Source organism: Acidobacteriota bacterium (genome assembly GCA_016715115.1).
In the GTDB taxonomy this organism is placed as follows: domain Bacteria; phylum Acidobacteriota; class Blastocatellia; order Pyrinomonadales; family Pyrinomonadaceae; genus JAFDVJ01.
This window is the reverse complement of sequence record JADKBM010000001.1, coordinates 16852-38357: the sequence shown is the minus strand read 5'-3', so window position 1 is coordinate 38357 and position 21506 is coordinate 16852. Positions and strand designations below refer to the sequence as shown.

Genomic DNA, 21506 nt, shown 5'->3' with positions numbered 1-21506 from the left:
CGGATAGCGCGGATTCGACACCGATAGTCGGAAGCCCGGCGATGCAGGTTTTGCAGAGCGCCGCCAAAACGAAGAAATGAATATAGAAAGAGCCTCTGAAATCCTCAAAGCAAAGTTCGGATACGACGAGTTCCGGATGAATCAGAGGGCCGCGATCGAAGCGGTTCTCGACGGGCGCGATTCCGTTGTCTTGATGCCGACCGGCGGCGGCAAATCGCTGTGTTACCAGATTCCGGCGCTGATGCTCGACGGCCTGACGCTCGTCGTTTCACCGCTCATCGCGCTGATGAAGGATCAGGTCGATTCGCTCCGGCTCAACGGGGTCGAAGCCGAGTTCCTTAATTCGTCGCAGACGAGCCGCGAACAGACCGAGGTTTTCGGGCGGGTGCGCGCCGGCACGACAAAGATCCTTTACGTTGCTCCGGAGCGTTTGCTGCAATCGGGCGACCTGTTCATCGATTTTCTGAAACAGATCAAAGTCTCGCTCTTCGCGATCGACGAGGCGCATTGTATCTCGAGTTGGGGGCACGACTTTCGGCCCGAGTACATCCAACTCGGGAAGCTCAAGACATATTTCCCGAATGTTCCGGTGATCGCGCTGACGGCGACCGCCGACAAGCTCGTTCGCAAGGACATCTTTGAGCGTTTGAACATTCCGAAGGCCGAACTGTTCATCTCGAGTTTCAACCGTCCGAACATCTTTTATCGCGTCGAGCCGAAGCGAAACTCGTTCGATCAGTTGCTCGAATATCTGGAATCGCGCCGCGAGGAGAGCGGCATCATTTACTGCCTGAGCCGAGTTGCGGTTGATTCGCTGGCCGCCGACTTGCGTGACGAGGGCTTTTCCGCACTCGCCTATCACGCCGGACACGATAAGGCGACGCGCGACAGGCACCAGGAGAGTTTCCTGAACGACGACACGAAGATAATCGTCGCGACGATCGCGTTCGGGATGGGGATCGACAAGTCGAATGTCCGGTTCGTCGTTCATTGCGATCTCCCGAAGAACATCGAAAGCTATTACCAGGAAACAGGGCGTGCCGGGCGCGACGGTCTGCCGAGCGATGCGCTTCTGTTTTTCGGTTGGGGCGACGTCACCAAACTTCGCGGTTTCGCGGAGGTCGAAGGAAATCCGCAGCAGTCGGAGATTATGCTTCGCAAGCTGCAGACGATGGGGGAATTCGGGGAATTGCGGACCTGTCGCCGACGCTTTCTGCTCAATTACTTTGGCGAGGAATTAAACGAGAACTGCGGAAACTGCGACAATTGCCTCAAGGCCTACGATCGCTTCGACGGCACCGTGATCGCCCAAAAAGCGCTGAGCGCGGTCGCCCGGACGGGCGAGAGAATGGGCGTCAACTATATCGTAGACTTTTTGCGCGGTTCGAAATCGCAAAAGATCTGGGACCGGCACAAGGAACTCAAAACCTACGGCGTCGGCGCCGACGTTTCAAAGGACGACTGGTTCGAGTACATCCGCGAACTGATCGGGCAGGGTTATCTGGTCAAAACAGACGATCAGTTTCCGACGCTGAAACTGACCGCACGGAGCCGCGGCGTGCTTGACGGGTCAACGCCCGTTGAACTGATAAAGATCACGAAAATCGAAGAGTCCAAGGCTGCCGCGTCCGGCGTTCCCGACTACAACGACGGACTTTTCAGGGAACTTCGCGCCCTTCGGTCGAAACTCGCGCAGGCTGAGAATGTACCGCCATACATTGTGTTTTCCGACGCCGCGCTCGTCGAAATGGCGACCTATCTGCCGACGAGTCTCGAGGATCTTGGACGTATTTCGGGAGTCGGCGAGATCAAACTCGAGCGATACGGGGCCGATTTTGTCGCCTGCGTCAGTGGATTCTGCGAGGACAACGGATTGACATCGCGGATGATGTTGAAGTCCGTTCGCCGGACACGAAAGCCGCGGACGATAAGAAATGCCAAAGGTCAGAACACGCACCAGATCTCGCTCGAGATGTTCGAATCCGGAATGACGCCGTCGGAGGTCGCCCGCGAACGAGGGTTCACGTTGAGCACTATCCAAAACCACTTGATGCGGTATCTGCCGACGGGTGAAGTTGAGATCGGGGATCTCGTTGAAAAAGACAAGATCGAGCCGATTCGCCGCGCGCTTGCAGAAGCCGGCGATGACGAAAGCCTCTCGCCGATCCTTGAGAAACTCGGCGGCGATTACAACTACGGCGAGATCCGGGCGGTGATCGTCGCGCTGTCCAATGGCAAATTGCCCTGAGGCCCCGGTTGTTTTCGAACGAAGAAAAAGGCTGCCGATGAACGACAGCCTTTTTCCTGGTTGGAAAACCGGTTACTTGTCCTTGTTCACCTTGACGATGACCTTCGTCGGCGCTTCCTTGAACTTGTCCGCGATGTTCGACGGATTCACTTCGTAGCTCACGATGTCGGTTGTTTCGTCGGTCTTGCCGTCAACGGTCTGCGTCCATTTGAACGGCAGCAAGAGCCCGCCGACACTTCGAAAGTCGGAATACTTGACCTGGAATTCAGCCATTTGCGGTTCTTCCAAACGTCGTTCGAAGACTTTGATTTCTTTTGCCGGATCGGCGTTGGGATCTTTCGTTCTCGCCATAAAGATCATCATCGGCTTGTGGTTCCGGAAACTGATCATCCGCGGAAGGCTCGTGGACTTGTCCAAGTAGAGTTTGACGCCGCTCTGGCCGATCGTCGCGTCGACGATCTCGACCGCCGCACCGTCAACGTTTCCTTCGCCGGCGTATGTGTAGCTCACGTCGAGGCCTTCGGGCGCCGAAAGAAGCAACGATAGCGTCGTGCGGAAGAGTTCGGTGTCGTGATGTCCGCCCGCCTCCGGACCGCCGTCGCCCTTACGGATGACGATCGTCTTGTTGTCATCGGTCGTGACCGCGCCGCCGTTGCCGTCAACCTTGCGGATGATGATCGGCTTGATGTCTTCGGTTACGACTTCTTCCGTTCCGTCCTTTTTCTTAACGACCACGCGCTTCACGCCGTCGGTTTTGACATCTTCATTGCTTTGGGTTCTCCACTGCACGTTGTCGCCGTCGCCTTTTTTCAACACGATGACATCGACTTTCTTTTCGACCATCGCGTCGCCGCCTTCACCGGCTCCGAACTTGAGCATTTTGCTCATCCGGTTCGGCAGTTCGAAATTGATCTCGACATCGCCGCCTTCCGTGCGCGAGAAACCTTCGGCTTCAAACGTCTTCGTTGTCTTTCCGACGATCGTCATACTCTTGACGCGACTGATCTCGGACTCTCCGCCAATCGCCTGGCGAGCCTTTTGAAGCAACGCGAGCGCGCGTTCGTCCGATTTGAATTTCGCTCCGGCCTGTTCGATAAGGCCGCCGACCCCTATGAATAATAGCGTTGCGAATAAAACTGAACCGATGAATCTTTTCATTTTCTTTCTCCTTGCTGGTTGATTATTGCACTGATTTTGTACGCCGTCACGGACACAATGAACTGTGACAGTTTGGATTCTGCCTGAACATCAGGCGCAAGTGGTTAAGAGAACGCAAAGAGAATGTTAAGAATGTAAAATGTTTTGTAAAGCCATTGATTATCGAAGTTCGCAGACCGCATAATGCGTTTGGCTCATATGAAACGTGTTTCGCATTCGTTGGTTTTTGTCGTTGTGATGATCGCTCTTCTCGCGGTTCTGGCCGTGTTGCAGTATGTTTGGCTCGGGCAGGTCAGCGACGGCGAACGCGAACGGCTCAAAGCGCGGCTGGAATCGGACACCCGCCGATTTGCCGACGACTTCAACCGCGAGATGCAGAGCGCGTACTTCAATTTTCAGCTTCCGATCAACATCTGGGAAAGCAACGACTGGTCCGAGTTCAATGACCGCTACGATTTCTGGCGCGGGCGTTCGGCGTATCCGAACTTGATCAGGAGTTTCTCGTTCGTCGATCTCAAGCGGGATTCGATCCTGGTTTACGATTCCGCGTCAAAGTCGTTCGTGCCGGGGACGTTGCCGGAAAACGTCGCGGGCGTACGGACAATGTTGAAACAAAGCGGTGAAGTTCCGGCGGTCGCAAGCGAGGTCCCGGCATTGTTGATGCCGGTATATGATGTTCACGAATCGATCAAGAAGATCATCGTACGTTCGTCGGATTCGCCGCCGGAGCCGATCAAGCCTCAGATGCCGGACCGTAAAGGCTTTCTTGTCATTGAATTGGATAAGTCCGTCGTAAAAGACGGAATTGTCGCGGATCTGACGAAAAAGTACTTTTCCGAAAGCGACGGAGCGAACTACGATCTGGCGATCGTCGACGCGCAAAACCGTCCGGTTTTTGACACGCCGGTGCTCGCCGGGTCCGATTCTACCGCGAAATTGCTGGATCTTCAGATGGACAATTTCGTTTTTTACCAGAACCGCGACACGCTGCCCCGAACGGGGGTAACGCGCAGCGTGGTCTTCAGCGCGACGACGCAAAAGATCGAGACGAAGTCGGCCAAAACGAACAGCAATTCGAACATTGACCTTCATATTCTGACCGACGATATCAAGCCGCGAATCGATATCCGTGAATCGAAACCCCGGGACGGCGGCGAAGCAGCGTGGGTTCTCAACGTTCAGCACAGTTCGGGTTCGATCGAGAATTTCATTACGAGCACGCGGCGCCGGAATCTCGGTGTCAGTTTCGGCATTCTGTCGCTGATAGGCGCGAGCATTTTGATCATTTTTCTTTCGGCGCAGCGGGCCCGAACATTGGCGCAGCGGCAGGTTGATTTCGTTTCGAGCGTATCGCACGAGTTTCGGACGCCGCTCGCGGTCATCTATTCGGCAAGTGAGAACCTCGCCGACGGCGTTGCGCGCGAACCCGGGCAGATCACGCGATACGGCGAACTGATCAAGAACGAGGGGCGAAAATTATCGGCGATGGTCGAACAGATCCTCGAGTTTGCCGGCGCGCGTTCCGGGAAGCGCAGATATGACTTTGAAGAGCTGAACCTGGATGATCTGATCGACGATGCGATCGACGAGAGCCGTCCCCTGATCGACCGTGAGAAATTCACGATCGAGCGCGAGCGTTGCGGAAGCGCGATCGTGTCGGCTGACAGGGCGGCGCTGACGGGAGCGTTTCAGAACCTGATCTCGAATTCGGTCAAATACTCGAATGGTTCGAAGTGGATGCGTATCGGATGCGTCCGACACGACGGAAAAGTGTCGATCGAGTTTGAGGACGAGGGAATCGGCATCGCGCCGGTCGATCTGAAGCAGATATTTGAACCGTTCTTCCGGGCGAGGTCAGTTGTCGACGAGCAGATACACGGCAACGGACTCGGTTTGAGCCTGGTCAAAGAGACCGTCGAAGCGCACCGCGGGTCGATCGAAGTCGAGAGCGAGGTCGGCAAGGGAAGTCGGTTCGTGATCCAGCTGCCGACAGTTTAGGAATTGGGTTTTGCGATTAGTGATCGCGGAAATCCTGAAAATCCGAAATCGCAATTCCGAAATCGTATGAACGTACTTCTTGTCGAGGACGAACAAGGTCTCATTTTGACGCTGACCGACCGATTGGTGAGCGAGGGTTTCAGCGTCAAGAGCGCGACCGACGGTGAAGCCGGCCTCGCGTTGGCGCTCGGCGAGAGCTTTGACCTGATCATTCTTGACGTAATGCTTCCGAAAAAGAACGGCTACGACGTGTGCCGGGACCTCCGGCAAAAGAACGTCTCAACCCCGATTCTGATGCTGACCGCGAAGGGCGAGACCATCGACAAGGTTCTCGGGCTTAAACTCGGAGCCGACGATTATCTGACGAAGCCGTTCGAGGTAATCGAACTTCTGGCCCGCATCGAAGCCCTTCTCAGACGGGTGCCGCAGTCGACGGCCAAAAGCGCCGGTCGCGTTGCTTTCGGGGATGTCACTGTCGATTTTCGCCGCGCCGAGATTTCGCGCCGTGGCGAGCCTGTCGATCTGTCGGCGATGGAGTTCAAGCTTCTGCAGTTCCTCATCGAGAATCCGGGAACGGTCCATTCGCGCGATCACCTGCTCGACGCGGTTTGGGGGTATGACGCGATGCCGTCAACGCGGACGGTTGACGTTCATATCGCGTGGCTTCGTCAGAAGCTCGAAGAGAATCCTAAGCACCCGAAGTATATCCAAACCGTACACGGGCTGGGTTACCGGTTCTGCGAATGATAAGGGAGTTGGTCCCGCGTAAGTTACTGGACGATCCCGAAGCACTGGGCAATGCCGTTTCCGACAGGAAAACGTGCCTGAAAGTAGTGGCTTCAGCGTTTTTTCGCGTGATACGAGGGCAAACCCTGCCGATCGCCTAAAATTCGGATTATTGAGGAAAATCTGCTAGACTGAAGTCGAATTACGAGAAAAGGGAAGGTAGCTCTTGTTGGCGATTCTTGTTTACTTAGGAGGTGAACAAATATGAAACGACACGTAATTTCGATTCTCCTGATCAACGTCCTGTTGTTCGTCAGTTTGACGATCTTTGCCGGCGAACGGGTCAACAGCACGGCGGTCAGCGTGAACAACAGCTCCGCCGAGACGGTTTTTCTATCGGGCGCATCGTTTTTCGAATACTGCACGGTTTCGCTGGCAAATCCGCGAAGCCACCTGAACGTCAGAACCTGGGAAGGACGCGTTATCGGAAAACTCGCGCACGGGACGACTGTCTGGGTGAACGAATACTCGGGCGATTGGGCACGAGTGAGCGTCAAGCGCGGGCGGCGTTGGGTCTCAGTTGGATGGGTTGATAGCTCTTATTTGCTTTGCTAGTTCAACAAATGAAAAAGGGCGGCGTGGAATCGATTCGGATTCCCGCCGCCTTTCTGACTATCCGAGCAGGCGGCGGTGGTAATTTATCTGGCCGAGATGGTAATTAAGATGCGTCGATAGATGAAGAAGCATCTGAAGCGTCGAAACATTGCGGTCACGATGTTGGACTGCGAAGTTCGTTTCAAGATCAGCGTCGCTCAATCCGTCGATTGCTTCGCGCAGAACCTCGATCGCACGGTCAATGCTCTCCGACATTTGCTCACGGGGGACATTTTTCGACGTGAATTCCGCGTCGCGATCGCGCACGAAACCGTTCTTTGCTATCAACGCTCCAAAAAAGTGGTTGATGTTTCCGATCAAGTGAAGGCACAGGTTGCCGGCGGAATTGGTTACCCCGCCGGCTATTTTCCACATATCGGCCTCGTTTTCATATTTGCCGATCTCGTCTTTAAGAGCGTTCAGGTCCCGCGTGAACAGTTCGCTAAGCGTTTGTCTCAACATATTCGTTTGGGTGCCAGTCGGCACTCGGATTTTCGGGAACTGCATTCTCGTTACCCTAACCAGCGGTTTCTTCGCGCTTTGCGCTCAAGGCAAGCGGGACGCTTGCGCTCCAGTCGGAATCTCGTGCGCCGGCCTGATTCGCTAAGCGCTCGTTCCCATCGACTCCATATCCTTCTGCCATTTGAGGACCGGTTTACGGGCCGCAGTGGCTTCGTCGAGCCGGCCGATGCGGGTCGAATGCGGTGCGTCGATGACAAGTTGCGGATCGGTCTGAGCTTCCTCATTGATATCCTTCATCGCTTCGATGAAAGCGTCGAGATCGGCCCGGCCGACTGATTCGGTCGGTTCGATAAGCATCGCCCCTTCAACAATTAACGGGAAGTAGATGGTCATCGGATGGAATCCGTAGTCGATCAGGCGCTTGGCGATGTCGAGCGTGTGCACGCCTTTCCGCGACTGGTTCTTGTGCGAAAAGATGACTTCGTGCATACAGTCGCTATCGAACGGCTTGTCGAAATCGTCGGCAAGGTGATGCGCAAGATACCGCGCGTTCAAAACCGCCGTTTCCGTTGCTTCGCGCAAGCCGCTCGCGCCGTGCGTGTAAACGTAGGCGAGCGCGCGGATCATCATTCCGAAATTTCCGAAAAACGCCTTGACGCGTCCGATCGATTCCGGGTGATCGTAGTTCAAGTGAAAACGACCGCCGTTCTTTTCGACGCTCGGAACCGGCAGGAACGGCTTCAGTTCAGCTGAACAGCAACACGGACCGCAGCCCGGACCGCCGCCGCCGTGAGGCGTCGAAAACGTCTTGTGCAGGTTAAGGTGGATGACATCGACGCCCATATCGCCCGGACGCGCGACGCCGACGAGCGCGTTCATATTCGCGCCGTCCATATAGACCAGGCCGCCGGCCCCGTGAATGATGTCGCAAATCTCCTTGATGTTCTTCTCAAAAATACCGACGGTGTTCGGGTTCGTCAGCATTAATCCCGCGACGCCGCCCTCGGCGCAGAGTTCGCGCAGATGGCCAAGATCAGTCAATCCTTCCTCCGTCGATCGAATCGTCTTTACAGAAAATCCCGCGAGCGCCGCCGACGCCGGATTCGTGCCGTGGGCCGAGTCGGGAATAAGCATCACACGCCGGTTATGCGCCTCGTCGCCGTCGCGTTTGTCGAGAAAGGCGCGAATCAGAAGAACCCCGGTCATCTCGCCCTGAGCGCCGGCCGCCGGCTGCAGCGAAACGCCGGGAAGACCGGTGATCTCGATCAGGTCTTCCTGAAGACGCCAGATCAGTTCGAGCGCGCCCTGCGATTCTTCTTCCGGGGCGAGCGGATGAAGACCGGCAAATCCGCCGATCCTCGCGACCTTCTCGTTGAGGCGCGAGTTGTACTTCATCGTGCAGCTGCCTAACGGATACATTCCGAGATCGATCGAAAAGTTCCACGTTGACATCCGTGTAAAATGGCGGATGACGTCAACTTCTGAAACCTCCGGAACCCCTTCGAGATCGTCGGAGCGGCGCAGCGCCGCCGGGATCAGATCGTCAATGTTCGTTTCTTCGACATCGAGTTTCGGCAGGGAGTAGCCGATGCGACCGGTCTGCGAGCGATCGAAGATCAATGCCTCGTTCTGTGTCGGATGCTGTGTAACTTTCTTGATAGTCATATTAAAAGTAGTCGGTAGACGGTAGACGGTAGACCGCGGTCACGAGAATTCAAAAACCACAAACCACAATCAGAAAACCCAATCTCAATTCTCACTTCCCGCGTCCCTAATCGCGGATTGCCTTCTTCAATCGCAAATCTAAGATCCAAAATCCGAATTCCCAAATCGAAAATCCGAAATCGGTCTACGCCGGAAGTCCCTTCGTCGCGATCTGCGTCATCAGAGCGCAGAACCGGTCGAGTTCCCAGAGCGTCGTATAGACATTCGGCGTGATCCGGATTCCAGTAAATTCCTCGTGAACGATCGGCGTCGTGTAGATCTTGTGCTTCGCCATCAGATAGCTTCCGATCTTGACCGGATCAATGCCGTCCACTTTGACGTTGGCGATCGCGCAGGACTGATTCTCATCGAACGACGTGTTGAAGCCGATCTTCGGAACGTCCTTGAGTTTGTTCATCCAGTAGCGCGATAGATACCGCAGCCGGGCTTCTTTGCGTTTTCCGCCGATGGCGTTGTGATACGCGATCGACTCGCCGATCGCGAGCCGCATCGCGGCCGAATGCGTTCCGATCTCCTCAAACTTGCGAATGTCGCTTTTTTGCTTTTCGTCCGAAGCCATCAGCGGCCAAACCTTCGGGATCTTGTCCTTCTTGACGTACAGAAGCCCGGTCCCCTTCGGCGCGTAAAGCCATTTATGAAGGGACGTTCCGTAATAATCGCACTGCAGATCGTCGCGTTTGAAATCGAACTGCGCGAACGCGTGCGCGCCGTCGACGATCGTCTCGATCCCGCGAGCGCGGGCCATCTCGCAGACTTTCCGTACAGGCATTATCTGACCTGTCAGGTTGATCTGATGCGCGACCATAATCAATTTCGTCTTCGGCGTGATCGCTCGTTCAAACGGCGTCGCGAGATCGTTGATGTCCGTCGGCGCGATCGGGATCTTGATCAGATTCAGCTTCAGTCCCTCGCGAAGTTCGCGCTGCTTGAGCGTATTCAGCATCCGGCCGTAGTCCTGAGTCGTTGTCAGGATCTCGTCACCGGGCTTGAAATCCAGGCCGAGCAGAAGCGTTTCGAGCGACTCGCTCGCGTTGCGCGTGATCGCGATCTCCTCCGTGTCGCAGCCAAATATCTCGGCAAGTCCGGCGCGGATCGTTTCCGACTGCGGTTCGAGGATCTGCCACATCGTGTAGGCAGTCGCGTCTTCCTGCTGCCAGGTGTAACGCACGAAAGCTTCGGTGACGATGCGCGGACTCGGACTGACGCCGCCGTTGTTGAGATTGACGATCCCGCGGGTGACCGAGAACGATTGCTGGATCACGGCCCAGAAGTCTTCGTCAGCGGCGACCGTTTCCGGAGAAAGATGTTCAACCGCGCGCGACTTGGCGCGGACCGTTTCAAGGAGCGAGGCGACGACGCCCGACGACATCGCCATCATTCCGACTCCCTTTCCGACGGCGCCGAGAAACTTTCGGCGGTTGACGTCCATCTCAAAATTCATCGATTCGCCTCCGACTCAAAAAAAACGCATCACTGTGCCTTCAAAACTTTCCACATCTCGCGCGCGACCAGTTCGTTGCCTGCAGCGTTGAGGTGGACCCGATCCGTCGTCAAAATCCCCGACGGTTTGTTCTCCGGGTTGCTTTTCAAATTATGCTCGAGAAACGCCTTTCGCAGATCGACCAACGGCAGTTTCCTTCGCGCCGCAAAATCGCGGATCCACTTGGCGTAGAGATTCAGATCGCCGTCCGAATCGTTCGAAAAATCGGTCCGTTCGCCGATCACCGCCGGCGTACAGACGACCACCTTGATCTTCCCGTCCTCGAGTTTCTTGACGAGCGCCTCGTAGAACTTTCCGAATTTGTCAAAATCGGTTCCCGTTCCGAGCAAACGCTTGTGCCAGACATCGTTCACGCCGACGTAGATAACGACTATATCGGGCGAATTCTTGACGATGTCCTCTTCGGCCCGGAGAAAAAGGTCGTAGATCTTGTTTCCGCCGATTCCGGAACCGAAAAACTCGAAGGTCTCCCCTTTTCCTTCGTTCTTGGCGATTTCCGTGATTCTCGTAACATAACCGCCCTCTTTGACTCCGAGTTCGGTTATCGAATCGCCGAAAAAGACGACGCGCAGTTTTTGGCCGGAAACGTCGACGGCCGCGAGCGACAATGCAAAGATCAGGAAAAAGGAGAGTCTCAGCATCAAACCTTCAAGGTCACGCGCAAGCATCGGCCAACGCCGCGACGAGCGCGTCGATCTGCGCCTTGGAATTCGTTTCGGTGACGCAAATCAGAATGTCGTTCGGATTGTTGCGATAGTATTTTGACAACGCGAGGCCGCCGACGATCCCGTGTTTAACCCGAACGGCTTCAAGCGTTTCGTCCGCCGGCTTGGGGCCGCGGACGACGAATTCATTGAAAGTCGGCGTCGAAAAGGGAATCGAATACCCGCTCAGCGACGCGATCCGCTTCCGGGCGTAAGCCGCCTTCTGGGCGTTCTGCATCGCGACCTCCTGCAACCCTTTCCGTCCCATCGATTCCATATAGATCGTTGCGGCGAGCGCGATCAGTCCCTGATTCGTACAAATGTTCGAGGTCGCCTTCTCGCGCCGGATGTGCTGTTCGCGCGTCGCGAGCGTCAGCACGAAACCGCGGTTGCCGTTCTTGTCGTAGGCGATGCCGACGAGGCGTCCCGGCATATTTCTGACGTATTTTTCCTTGCACGCGAAAAGCCCGACGTGCGGGCCGCCGAAACTCATCGGTATCCCGAACGACTGGCCTTCGCCGACCACGATGTCAGCACCGCATTGGCCCGGTGTTTTCAGCATTCCCAACGAGATCGCCTCGGTGACGACGACGATCAGCAGCGCGCCGACGGCGTGAACCCGTTCGGCAAGATGCTCAAGGTCCTCGATGCATCCGAAAAAATTCGGAGACTGAACGACGAGACACGCCGTTTTGTCATCGAGTTTGCTCAGGTCTTCTTCGGAAACGCGACCGGTCACGGTATCGAAGGCCACCGTTTCGAACGTCGAATCCCCGTGCTGGGTATAGGTTTTCGTGACCTCTTCGTATTCGAAATGAACCGTCTCGGCGACGAGAACCTTGTCGCGGCGCGTCACGCGCTGGGCCATCAGGACGGCTTCGGCGGTCGACGTCGAGCCGTCGTACATCGACGCGTTCGCGACGTCCATACCCGTCAGTTGGCAGATCAGCGTCTGGAATTCGAAGATATACTGGAGCGTGCCCTGCGAAACTTCGGGTTGGTACGGCGTGTAGCTCGTGAAAAACTCGCTCCGCTGGATCAGATAATCGACGACCGTCGGGCTGTAATGCGAGTAAACGCCCGCGCCCAGAAATGATGGTTTGCCGGCGCCCGAATTTCTCGCGGCCATCGCTTCCATTGCCGCGATGACCTCAGGTTCGGCGAGCGGTTCCGTGACGTTCAAGGAACGGTTCAGCTGGACGTCGGACGGGATCGTCCGAAACAAATCGTCGGCCGATCCGAGGCCGATCACCTCGAGCATTTCGGCGCGTTCTTCAGGTGAATTTGGAATATAACGCATTTCGATTTTGGATTATGGATTTCTGATTTTGGATTCGTGGGTCCAAAATCAGAAACCGCCGATGATTATCGTGGCGAACGGCCCGGATAGATGGTTCTGAACTCGAATCGAACAATGCGACCCAAAATCCAAAATCAAGAATCCAAAATCAAGCGTTCGCGCTAAGGTACTCTTCGTATTCGACGGCCGACATCATACCGTCGGCTTCGTGCGGATTGGTCATCTTGACCTTCAGCATCCAACCCGCTCCGTATGGATCGGTGTTGACGCCCTCAGGGGCGTCGTTCAATCCATCGTTGACTTCGGTGACTTCGCCGGCGACCGGCGTGAAGATCTCGGAAACGGCCTTCACCGATTCGACCGAACCAAAGGCCTCGTGCGTCGCAAAAGCGTCACCGGCGCGCGGCAGATCGACGTAAACGACGTCGCCGAGCGAATGCTGCGCGTAATCGGTAATGCCGATCGTTGCAATGTCGCCGTCAACCAAAACCCATTCGTGGTCTTTTGAATAACGTAAATTTTCAGGGATGTTTGCCATAATTTTAGTGTCAATTGTTATTCGTTAATTGATTCCTACGTTAACGGTTCTTTTAAGTTAACCATTAACCGTTTCCGATCAATTACTTTTCTCTCTTGTAAAACGGCGTCGGAACGACAACTGCCGCCAGCTTTTTTCCTCTCACATCAATTGTAATTTCTTGACCGGTTTTTGCAAATTCGGTCGGAAGAAACGCGAGCCCGATATTCTTCTTCAGAAACGGCGCCGGACTGGCCGAAGTGACATTGCCAACCTTCTCGTCGCCGATAAAAACCTCAAACCCGTCGCGGGCAATGCCGCGGTCGGTCATTTCGAACCCGACCAGTTTGCGCTTAAGGCCTTCTTCCTTGAGTTTTTGCATCGGTTCGCGGCCAATGAAGTCGCCTTTGTCGAGTTTGCAGATCCAGCCGAGGTTCGCCTCGAGCGGCGAGATCGTGTCGCTCAGTTCGTGTCCGTAAAGCGACATCGCCGATTCAAGCCGCAGCGTATTTCGGGCGGCGAGTCCGCAGGGAAGAATTCCAACACCGGCGCCCGCCTCCATCACCTTGTTCCAAAGCTGTTCCGCTTTCGACGCTTCGGCGTAAACTTCAAACCCGTCTTCACCGGTATATCCGGTGCGCGAGATGATCGAATCGACGCCGTCTACGGTTCCGGTCGTGAAATGGTAATACTTGATTGACGAGAGATCCGTCGGTGTCAGGGTCTGGAGAATTCCGAGCGCTTTCGGGCCCTGGATCGCGATCTGGCAATACTCGACCGAAGCGTGCCGCAATTTGACGTCGAAGTCGGCGGCTTTCGGCGCGATCCAAGCCCAGTCCTTGTCCTGAGTGCCGGCGTTGACGACCAGAAACAAACGGTCTTCGGCAAAGCGGTAAACAAGCAGATCATCGACAACGCCGCCGGACTCATTCGTCAGCGCCGAATAATGGGCCTGGCCGTCAACGAGCCTGGCGACATCGTTGGTCGTCAAATGGTTGACGAAGCGGATCGCGTCGGGCCCGTCGACCCATATTTCGCCCATATGCGAGACGTCGAAAAGCCCGGCTCGCTCACGTGTTGCCATATGTTCGGCGATGACGCCGGCCTCGTATTGCACCGGCATGTCCCAGCCGCCGAAATCGACCATTTTTCCGCCCGACCGGCGGTGAACTTCATTTAGCGGAGTTTTCTTCAAATATTCTGTGGACATAATTCGATAGAAGTATTCAATAATTTAAGAGAAGCATTCAATAGAAGTGTAAAGCAAAAAAATGACACTCACAATTTGCGAGCGTCAAAAAAATCAGTCTGTGAAATCGCTGTTGATTTCGGCACGCATTCTGATGCCTGCCGAGTCTTCAATTGTCCGATTTCTTCTTCTTTTTGTCTTCTTTCACGGGCTCCCGGGGAACCTTCGTCGCAGCTTCGGCGACCTGCGAGCAAAGGTCGAGGGAAGTGAGAATCGAACCCCGCTCTTTGTCTTCAGTGACGCTGTCAAGGAGCGTCTTGAACTTCGGTCCGTAGGCCGTGCAGGAATCGGCGAGTTTCCAGATCGCTTTCGGAAAGATCTTCGATTCCATATTGCGCGCCGCAACGTCGTCAATATCGTCAACGGCCTTCTGGATGATCTTTTGAATGTCCATAATAAGGTCGCGCCGCGATCCTTTCGGCAGAGGTCCCCACTTTTCGTTCTCCTTGGGGGGTGTTTGATTATTGAGGACCACGAATCGGCGTTCAACGGCGGTCGTCAACACCATAATGCGCAGATCGATCTCCTGCGCGTCGCGAATCAGCTCGATCTCGGCCTCCGTCATATAGTCGCGCCGCTGAGCCTGGACGTTCACGACGGTCGCCGCAACGATCAAAAAAGCGAAGGTCAAAATGGCAGTTCTTCGAATGGTCATATCGGTTTTCTCTCAGTGATCACAGAATCGCCGAAGAACGGCTCGATCGCCCTTGAACGGTTATCGCGAACGCGTTTCAGAAGCTTCAAGACATATGCCCCGTATCGGTCCGGCGCTTCGCGGCGGATGTTCTCGATCCGCGGCGTAAATCCGCGAAGTGCTATCTCGTACTTCTTGAATGTGTCGAGCACTTTTCCGCGGCGCGCTTCGATCTTGTTCAAATGCTCCAGCGTCGCATCTATCAGCGCGTGAAATCCTCCGAGATTCTCCAGCATCTGATCGAAATCGCCGGCCTCGTTTTGTGCCTCCGCGGCTTTGATGCGCGCGTCCATCAGATCCAATGCCGCCCTCAGATACTTCTTAACATCCGGCTGTCCGTCAAGTGTCGTCTTCTCGTCCTTGGATAGTTCGATCTTTGGGGTCGGCCGAAACTCCGGAAAATCATCATCCTGAGCGAACGCGATCTGCGGCACTACGGCGACCGCGCAGACCGCCAATAAAATCGCAAAGACCGTCGGGCCGAATCGGCCCGGGTCTGATCGAGTCTTCGAAAGCTCCAAATTGCAGGCCATTGCTCGACAACCCTCCCGAATCACACCTTTTTCTTGATCTGTTTCTGCAAGATCGGAAGGCGCAAGTTCACCTTATCGATCTCGAGCCTTTGCGCTTCCGGATCCGCAAGTTTAAGAAATCTCTGATAGTTCGCCATCGCGTCCATATATTCCTGCAGCTGGTCGTGTATGATCCCGAGAAAATAATGCGCGATCGCGAGGTCCGGCCGTCTGTCGGCCAGCCACCGGTAAGCGGTCTTCGCCTCGGCGAATCGCTTGAGCTGAAACAGGGCGACCGCCAGATTTGCGCGCGCCGTGAAGTTGTCCGGCGCGACCCTCAAGACCTTGTCCAGGACAGTGATCGCGTTTTCGTACTGCTTGGCCTGAACCAACGCTGCGCCGAAACCGATCACATAATCAATGTTCTTCGGATCTTCGTCGTACGCCCGGCGACAGTAGTCGAGCGCCTTTTGCGGGTCAGATGTCCGCAACAGCGAACAAAGCCGTCCGAGGACGACAACATTCTTCGGGTCCGCGGCGAGTTGCTTCTCGAGGCTGGCCGGGTCGACCGACGCCGCATCGACGAGTATCTGCCGAAACGCCTCGACTTCCTTTGTCCTCTCGGGAATCGAGTCGATGAGTTTCAACGCCTCTTCAACACTGCCGCCCGCCGCGAGTGCGCGGGCCAGCAGAAATTTGTTCGCCGCCGATGGGGACGACCTCACCAGCGATTGTGCGTCAACCACGGCGCTCTTCGCGTCATTCGCCACGAGCGCGATCTCGGCGCGTTCGGCAAGCGCTGTCCGACTGTTCGGCTCGATCGAGAGCGCGCGTTCGACGCTCAACTTTGCGCCGGCGATGTCATTCAGGGCGCGCTCGATCGACGCTTGGGCGATCAAGATCCCCGAGGTCGGTTTTGCCTTGCCGGTCAGAATCCTGATTTTCGTCAGCAGATCCGAGAGAACCTCCGGCCGGGCCCTGGTCCGCAATCGCAAATCGGCGAGCGCCGTGAATGCCGGTGAGTTTTGCGGGTCGAGCTCGACCGCTTTCAACAATAATGTCTCAGCTTCGGCGAATTCGGCTCGCTGCACGAGCAGCGAACCGAGCGCGGCCATCGGCAGGGTCCAGTCTTCACGAAGTTTGATCGCCCGACGAAAGGCATCTTCGGCTTCGGATCTTTGCTCGAGGGCGAGAAACGCGGTTCCGAGTTGGTACTCTGCCTCAGGGAACTCAGGCAGTTGTTTGAGCGCGGCGCCGTATAGTTCGATCGCTTTCCTGATGTCGCCTCTCTCGTGCGCGTCCTGTCCGGCATTGAAGAACTCGATCGCCGCGGCGGCCGGATCATCCTGAGCCCGCGCGCCGAAGACGATTCCCGCAACCAGAATCAAGAACAACGCGCCGAAAATTTTTGCAAACTTCAACATCTCTTCGCCAGGATATCCGAGGGTATACGGATTCTAACATTTGTCCGCCGAAGCGTCTATTTTTTTCGCTCGCGGTGGCTCCGGACTTTTCTTCCGCAACCGGTTGCCAACCTCAAAACGCTGAGCTAACATTTTTCATTCGGGCCCGCGCTCGACAATTCCTATTTTCAAACCAATGGCCGAACCGCAAACAGCTTCAGCGATCTCCGCGAACGAAAGCAAAGAACTCCAACTTCGCAGTTTGATGCGCGGATATGGACGTGTGTTGGTCGCCTATTCCGGCGGCGTCGACAGCGCCTATCTGGCGTACGTCGCCAACGACGAACTCGGACCGGACGCAGTTTGCATCACCGGCATCTCGCCGAGCGTTCCGCAGGTTCAGCGCGACGAAGCCAACGCCGTCGCCGTCAAATTCGGTTTCAATCATCGGTTTGTCGCAACGGACGAGCTCGAAGATGTGAACTATACGGCCAACCCAAGCGATCGATGCTTTCACTGCAAATCAGAACTCTACTCAAAACTTGGAGCGATCGCGAAGGCTGAATCGATCGCTTTCGTAGTCGACGGTTCAAATGCCGATGACGCGGGCGATTACCGGCCGGGGATGTCGGCGGCGGCTGAAAAGGGAGTCGTCAGCCCCTTGAGGGAAGTTGGAATGACGAAAGATGAGATTCGCGAACTGAGCAAAACGGCCGGACTGCCCGGATGGGACAAGCCGGCGAGTCCGTGCCTGTCGTCGCGGATCGCGTACGGCGTTCCGGTGACAATCGAACGTTTGTCGAAGATCGAACGCGGCGAGGCGATGTTGCGTGAGTTGGGCTTTCGCGAGTTCCGCGTCCGGGTGCACGCGGAGCTTGCACGTATCGAGATCGCGCCGTCTGAACTTGCGAAGGCGCTTGATCCGGAGTTTGCGGCGACCGTTTCGGATGCATTCACGAAGCTTGGATTCCGATTCGTGACTTTGGACCTGAGAGGATTCCGGAGCGGCGCGATGAATGAAGTGCTTGAAAAATAGATCGATTAGTTAGATTGCCAACGGCACGAGTTAATAAGGCCCGAAATCTGCGGGCCTTCTTTTTTGCTCCGGCGTTTTTATGGGAGTCTACATTATATATACGTTGCGAAAGCTGAACCGATGGCCGGCGGAATGCGGCGTTTTGCCGGGACCGTCGAGAAGAGTCCGTACGAGTTTTTGTGCGAAAGGTCCGACCGCACGGCGAAGTTGCTCGGTTCGGTCCGGACCTGCTCCGCTATTTGAACGAACACAAAACGCTCGAATGCAACACCTTGCGCGACCGAGAGTCAGATTCCTTCAGAGAGTGCTGATCGTGCTGCAAGATCCTCGCGGAAGGAGCGAACTGTGCCACGACACCGAAAGCGGATAAGATATTGCTCGACAAGAGCATCTTCGTGATTCCGGATTGCGGCGAACGCCGGGGGGGCGTGACTTTGTCGTACTTTAGAGTGGACCAGGGCCCGAATCTGGTAATTCTGGTGCGATGACGACGTCAATCAAAGGCTCGAAGAAAAAATGGCGGTGGCTTTCAATGAGGCGTACCAGGTCGCGGAAAAATACAACGTGGATACACGAACTGCGGGATATACGCGGGCGACCGACCGCTTCGCCTGCGATCCGCGAATGTGCGGAATTTACTCCTGGCAAATGAAATAAATTGTCGCTAAAACCTGAAAATACTTGATTTTCCAAGCAATCTGAAGTATCGTTCTTAACGGGAGCGCTGGACGTTTAAGTTTTTATTTATTGACTTTTCGCCGCTTCTCCCTTATAAATTATTACAATAGTTTGACTTGTATTGGTTTTGGTCAAGAAATTGAGCACATTGATTTTTTGCCTGACGCAATAATTTGAGTAACCTGAACGGCTTTGTTCATGGGACAATTATTCGGTCGGGTTACGTTTGAAGATTGAAATTTTATTTTTTCGGCGGAGGAAAGTGATGAAACTCGCTAAATGGGCGTTCTTAGTTACGCTTACAATGCTGGCAATGATGATCTCAGTGCCGGCCCAAACTTTGAGATCCGAGAAAGACCCCAGAAATATCGCCCCGACTGTCGGCACGGGCGGTCCCGTTGGCGGTCCTACCGGTCTCTTTACGGTCTATGACGGACAGACCCTGCGCAAGGGCGAATGGACGTTAAGTCTTGCTTACAGCAACTTTGACCGCGATCCCGGCAACGCTGATTTTGTCGAGGTTCCGGTGAGTTTTCAGATTGGTCTGAGTGACTATCTCGAATTGTTCTTCAACACCGACATGTATCGTGGAGTGAAAGTCAATTCACCCCGGCACCTCTCGGGTTTCTACCTTCCGAATTCGCAGTTCCGATTCGGAAGCGCGCTGCAGACCGCGCCGGCGATCGTAATGGCGCCGCAAGGCTCAGGAACCAGCCAATATCCCGGTTGGGCGGTCTTCCGTCCGCAGGGCAATCAGACATTTACACCGTTCCCGTACGTCGGCGGCAACGCCGGTACGTACAACCTTCTGCCGCCGTTCTACTCGGGCCCGATCTTCGGATTTCCGAGCCCGACAACGGGGAACGCTCTGCTCGGCCCGCCGCGTGCGGGTGGAAACGGTGCCGATAACTTCCCGGGAATCGGATCGGTTTACGGAAGCATCCTGCCGGGAATCGTTCTTCAGACGGTTACTCTGACGAACCAGGCCGGCGCGGCCGCAGGAACGGCTCCGACCGTGTTCACCATTGCGCCGACCTACTTGCCGGACGCTCCGTTCATCAACCGTGGTTACGGTGAGTCGGCGTTCAGCACTTTTTCAGCGGGTGCCAAATGGCGTTGGACGGGACCGACCAATCCGATCGGTGCCGGAATCATCGCGTATTATCAATGGTATGCGGATAAGGGCAACGACATTACCGGTTTCAACCAGATGCAGCGCGGAGCAAGTCCGGGCGGCAACAATGGCGACATCGGCGTCGTGTTCTTTACGGACGCACGTGTCCGCAAGTGGATGAACGTTTCGGCCAACATTGGCTACAAATATACGAGCAAGGTCAAGGGAGATTTCCCGGGCGGCTCGTTTACGATGCTTGATCGCGGTGACGAACTGATGGCGTCATTCGCGGTTGACTTCCCGGTCAACAAGTATTTCCAGCCGATCGCTGAATTCCGCACGCTCCAATACGTTGGCGGCCGCACGCCGAACGCGTTCGAAAACAGCCCGGTCGAAGGACTTGTCGGAGCCCGTTGGTTCCCGTATCGCTGGATGAGTCTTGGTATGGCCTATCGCCACCACTTCAATCAGCAGGATCGAGACAGCTTTGATACCGACTTTACCGGCAACGTAAATGTCGTCGGCCGTGTTCCGTCGGTGATCTCGACGAGCTTCCGCGGCGTTCCGGCCGGATTCACTCCGTCGAGCGATCCGCACGGCTTCATCTTCCAGTTCACGGCCGGTCGGCGAAACAAGCTTCAGGGCGATATTCCGCGCCCGGTGGCGAACGTTACGGGAGTCAGCCTGAACAACAAGAAGATCGTCATTCCGTGTAAACCGGGCTACAAACCGCGCGAAGGTACGAGCTGCCCCGATGGAACGAACATTTCGGTCGGCACGAGCGTTGAGAACCCGGGTAATGAAGTTCTGACTTACCAGCACACCGTTTCGGCGGGACGCATTGTCGGTCAGGGCGCGAATGTTACGTGGGACCTTAGCGGCGTTCGCCCGGGAACCTACACCATCACTTCGGCGGTCGACAACGGTTGCGGCTATTGCGGCAAAACCGTTACGGAAACGATCGAAGTCGTTGAGTGCGACTGCGTTCCGGAATGCAGCTGCGCGACGATCAGTGTGAGCGACGGCGGCGTCGTGAGACCTGGGGACGAAATGAACTTCGTGGCTACTGCGGGCGGCGGCAGCGGAGACCTGAGCTACAATTGGACCGTTTCGAATGGTACGATCGTTGGCGGACAGGGAACCCCGGCAATCCGAGTTGCGACGACGCGTGAAATGGAAGGTCAGAATATCACGGCAACCGTTGAGATCAGCGGCAGCAATCTCTGTGCTTCGTGCCAGAAGACGGCGTCCAACAACGGTAGCGTTGCCGGTATTATCAAGCCGTTCATTATTGACGAATTCGGCAAGCTTCCGGACGACGAAGTCAAGGCTCGTGTTGACGCGCTTTATATCGCGCTCGGCAACAACCCGAATGCACAGGGCTACATCATCAACTACGGAACCGACAAGGAAGTCGCTGCTCGTGAAAAACAAATTCAGAAAGCGATCACCTTCCGTAAGTATGATTCCAGCCGTGTGACGATCGTCAGAGGCGGAGCAAATCCGAACGGTGCGGGTGTCTGGACCAAGTTCTGGATCGTACCGCCGGGTGCTGACAATCCGAATCCGTAAACCTTAGACTTGCGTTTCGCACGAAACGCAAACTTCAGAAGCGGGCGAAGTTCTTACGAACTCCGCCCGCTTTTCCCGTGTTTGGTGACCGCCGCCGGACAGTCTGTGAGCTTTCCAGAGAATTCACTTTGTGATTTCAAGACCGATTTGTTTAGAATGGTAAGAAGTTGGCCTCGATAACGGGCGCCGGCACTTTGCTCATATCTGTGTTAGATCCGAGAAAGGGCGCTTTCTTGTGCAACAAACGAGCGGAAA

Annotated in this window: 18 protein-coding genes; 7 read left to right on the top strand and 11 right to left on the bottom strand. The window is 55.5% G+C overall.

Annotated elements, in window-relative coordinates:
* The first annotated feature begins 76 nt into the window (after positions 1-76).
* Positions 77-2248 carry a DNA helicase RecQ gene (gene recQ, locus IPN69_00190; GenBank protein ID MBK8809141.1) on the top strand — a complete coding sequence of 724 codons (2172 nt, stop codon included), beginning with the start codon at positions 77-79 and terminating at the stop codon, positions 2246-2248.
* Positions 2249-2320: 72 nt separating this feature from the next.
* On the opposite strand, the gene IPN69_00185 is transcribed toward recQ, so the two are convergent.
* On the bottom strand, positions 2321-3406 hold the full coding sequence (locus IPN69_00185) for a hypothetical protein (GenBank protein MBK8809140.1): 1086 nt from the start codon (positions 3404-3406) through the stop codon (positions 2321-2323).
* A gap of 198 nt (positions 3407-3604) precedes the next feature.
* On the opposite strand from IPN69_00185, the gene IPN69_00180 reads away from it, so the two are divergent.
* From IPN69_00180 to IPN69_00170, 3 genes are all read left to right on the top strand, one after another.
* Positions 3605-5404, top strand: coding sequence for a HAMP domain-containing histidine kinase (locus IPN69_00180; protein ID MBK8809139.1), 1800 nt, complete (start codon positions 3605-3607; stop codon positions 5402-5404).
* Positions 5405-5470: 66 nt separating this feature from the next.
* Positions 5471-6151, top strand: coding sequence for a response regulator transcription factor (locus IPN69_00175; GenBank protein MBK8809138.1), 681 nt, complete (start codon positions 5471-5473; stop codon positions 6149-6151).
* A 243-nt stretch (positions 6152-6394) separates the two neighbouring features.
* Positions 6395-6745: an SH3 domain-containing protein gene (locus tag IPN69_00170; GenBank protein ID MBK8809137.1), complete on the top strand. Its 351-nt coding sequence runs from the start codon at positions 6395-6397 to the stop codon at positions 6743-6745.
* 57 nt (positions 6746-6802) lie between these two features.
* Here the strand turns inward: IPN69_00170 and IPN69_00165 are convergent, their stop codons facing one another.
* The 10 genes from IPN69_00165 to IPN69_00120 all read right to left on the bottom strand — a co-directional run bounded on the left by IPN69_00165 (position 6803) and on the right by IPN69_00120 (position 16872).
* A complete protein-coding gene (locus IPN69_00165; protein MBK8809136.1) occupies positions 6803-7246 on the bottom strand; it encodes a DUF1572 family protein in 444 nt (147 codons plus the stop codon).
* Positions 7247-7387: 141 nt separating this feature from the next.
* The gene (gene gcvPB, locus IPN69_00160; protein MBK8809135.1) at positions 7388-8911 is read right to left on the bottom strand and encodes an aminomethyl-transferring glycine dehydrogenase subunit GcvPB; all 1524 of its coding nucleotides are present in this window, start codon (positions 8909-8911) and stop codon (positions 7388-7390) included.
* Positions 8912-9095: 184 nt separating this feature from the next.
* A complete protein-coding gene (locus tag IPN69_00155; protein MBK8809134.1) occupies positions 9096-10349 on the bottom strand; it encodes an aminotransferase class V-fold PLP-dependent enzyme in 1254 nt (417 codons plus the stop codon).
* Positions 10350-10441: 92 nt separating this feature from the next.
* Positions 10442-11113 carry a G-D-S-L family lipolytic protein gene (locus tag IPN69_00150; protein ID MBK8809133.1) on the bottom strand — a complete coding sequence of 224 codons (672 nt, stop codon included), beginning with the start codon at positions 11111-11113 and terminating at the stop codon, positions 10442-10444.
* 13 nt (positions 11114-11126) lie between these two features.
* On the bottom strand, positions 11127-12482 hold the full coding sequence (gcvPA, locus tag IPN69_00145; GenBank protein MBK8809132.1) for an aminomethyl-transferring glycine dehydrogenase subunit GcvPA: 1356 nt from the start codon (positions 12480-12482) through the stop codon (positions 11127-11129).
* 142 nt (positions 12483-12624) lie between these two features.
* Positions 12625-13014 carry a glycine cleavage system protein GcvH gene (gene gcvH / locus IPN69_00140; GenBank protein ID MBK8809131.1) on the bottom strand — a complete coding sequence of 130 codons (390 nt, stop codon included), beginning with the start codon at positions 13012-13014 and terminating at the stop codon, positions 12625-12627.
* 82 nt (positions 13015-13096) lie between these two features.
* Positions 13097-14203, bottom strand: coding sequence for a glycine cleavage system aminomethyltransferase GcvT (gene gcvT / locus IPN69_00135; protein MBK8809130.1), 1107 nt, complete (start codon positions 14201-14203; stop codon positions 13097-13099).
* A 148-nt stretch (positions 14204-14351) separates the two neighbouring features.
* Positions 14352-14897: a hypothetical protein gene (locus tag IPN69_00130; protein ID MBK8809129.1), complete on the bottom strand. Its 546-nt coding sequence runs from the start codon at positions 14895-14897 to the stop codon at positions 14352-14354.
* On the bottom strand, positions 14894-15469 hold the full coding sequence (locus tag IPN69_00125) for a hypothetical protein (protein MBK8809128.1): 576 nt from the start codon (positions 15467-15469) through the stop codon (positions 14894-14896). Before IPN69_00125 ends, IPN69_00130 begins: the two co-directional genes overlap by 4 nt.
* 20 nt (positions 15470-15489) lie before the next feature.
* Positions 15490-16872 carry a tetratricopeptide repeat protein gene (locus tag IPN69_00120; protein MBK8809127.1) on the bottom strand — a complete coding sequence of 461 codons (1383 nt, stop codon included), beginning with the start codon at positions 16870-16872 and terminating at the stop codon, positions 15490-15492.
* 175 nt (positions 16873-17047) lie between these two features.
* Between IPN69_00120 and larE the strand changes: the two genes are divergently transcribed.
* The 3 genes from larE (at position 17048) to IPN69_00105 (ending at position 21251) form a co-directional block, all read left to right on the top strand.
* Complete coding sequence (larE, locus tag IPN69_00115; GenBank protein ID MBK8809126.1) at positions 17048-17887, top strand: ATP-dependent sacrificial sulfur transferase LarE; 840 nt, start codon at positions 17048-17050, stop codon at positions 17885-17887.
* A 323-nt stretch (positions 17888-18210) separates the two neighbouring features.
* Positions 18211-18375 (top strand): hypothetical protein, encoded by a 165-nt coding sequence (locus IPN69_00110; GenBank protein MBK8809125.1) that lies wholly within the window; start codon positions 18211-18213, stop codon positions 18373-18375.
* Between the two features lie 455 nt (positions 18376-18830).
* Positions 18831-21251 carry a hypothetical protein gene (locus IPN69_00105; protein MBK8809124.1) on the top strand — a complete coding sequence of 807 codons (2421 nt, stop codon included), beginning with the start codon at positions 18831-18833 and terminating at the stop codon, positions 21249-21251.
* The last annotated feature ends 255 nt before the right edge of the window (positions 21252-21506 follow it).

What these genes read in the sequence shown, in the direction of transcription:
- recQ (MBK8809141.1), top strand. Translation starts at nt 77, where the DNA reads ATGAATATAGAAAGAGCCTCTGAAATCCTCAAAGCAAAGTTCGGATAC.
- IPN69_00185 (MBK8809140.1), bottom strand. Translation starts at nt 3,406, where the DNA reads ATGAAAAGATTCATCGGTTCAGTTTTATTCGCAACGCTATTATTCATA.
- IPN69_00180 (MBK8809139.1), top strand. Translation starts at nt 3,605, where the DNA reads ATGAAACGTGTTTCGCATTCGTTGGTTTTTGTCGTTGTGATGATCGCT.
- IPN69_00175 (MBK8809138.1), top strand. Translation starts at nt 5,471, where the DNA reads ATGAACGTACTTCTTGTCGAGGACGAACAAGGTCTCATTTTGACGCTG.
- IPN69_00170 (MBK8809137.1), top strand. Translation starts at nt 6,395, where the DNA reads ATGAAACGACACGTAATTTCGATTCTCCTGATCAACGTCCTGTTGTTC.
- IPN69_00165 (MBK8809136.1), bottom strand. Translation starts at nt 7,246, where the DNA reads ATGTTGAGACAAACGCTTAGCGAACTGTTCACGCGGGACCTGAACGCT.
- gcvPB (MBK8809135.1), bottom strand. Translation starts at nt 8,911, where the DNA reads ATGACTATCAAGAAAGTTACACAGCATCCGACACAGAACGAGGCATTG.
- IPN69_00155 (MBK8809134.1), bottom strand. Translation starts at nt 10,349, where the DNA reads ATGATGGCGATGTCGTCGGGCGTCGTCGCCTCGCTCCTTGAAACGGTC.
- IPN69_00150 (MBK8809133.1), bottom strand. Translation starts at nt 11,113, where the DNA reads ATGCTGAGACTCTCCTTTTTCCTGATCTTTGCATTGTCGCTCGCGGCC.
- gcvH (MBK8809131.1), bottom strand. Translation starts at nt 13,014, where the DNA reads ATGGCAAACATCCCTGAAAATTTACGTTATTCAAAAGACCACGAATGG.
- gcvT (MBK8809130.1), bottom strand. Translation starts at nt 14,203, where the DNA reads ATGTCCACAGAATATTTGAAGAAAACTCCGCTAAATGAAGTTCACCGC.
- IPN69_00130 (MBK8809129.1), bottom strand. Translation starts at nt 14,897, where the DNA reads ATGACCATTCGAAGAACTGCCATTTTGACCTTCGCTTTTTTGATCGTT.
- IPN69_00125 (MBK8809128.1), bottom strand. Translation starts at nt 15,469, where the DNA reads ATGGCCTGCAATTTGGAGCTTTCGAAGACTCGATCAGACCCGGGCCGA.
- IPN69_00120 (MBK8809127.1), bottom strand. Translation starts at nt 16,872, where the DNA reads ATGTTGAAGTTTGCAAAAATTTTCGGCGCGTTGTTCTTGATTCTGGTT.
- larE (MBK8809126.1), top strand. Translation starts at nt 17,048, where the DNA reads ATGGCCGAACCGCAAACAGCTTCAGCGATCTCCGCGAACGAAAGCAAA.
- IPN69_00105 (MBK8809124.1), top strand. Translation starts at nt 18,831, where the DNA reads ATGAAACTCGCTAAATGGGCGTTCTTAGTTACGCTTACAATGCTGGCA.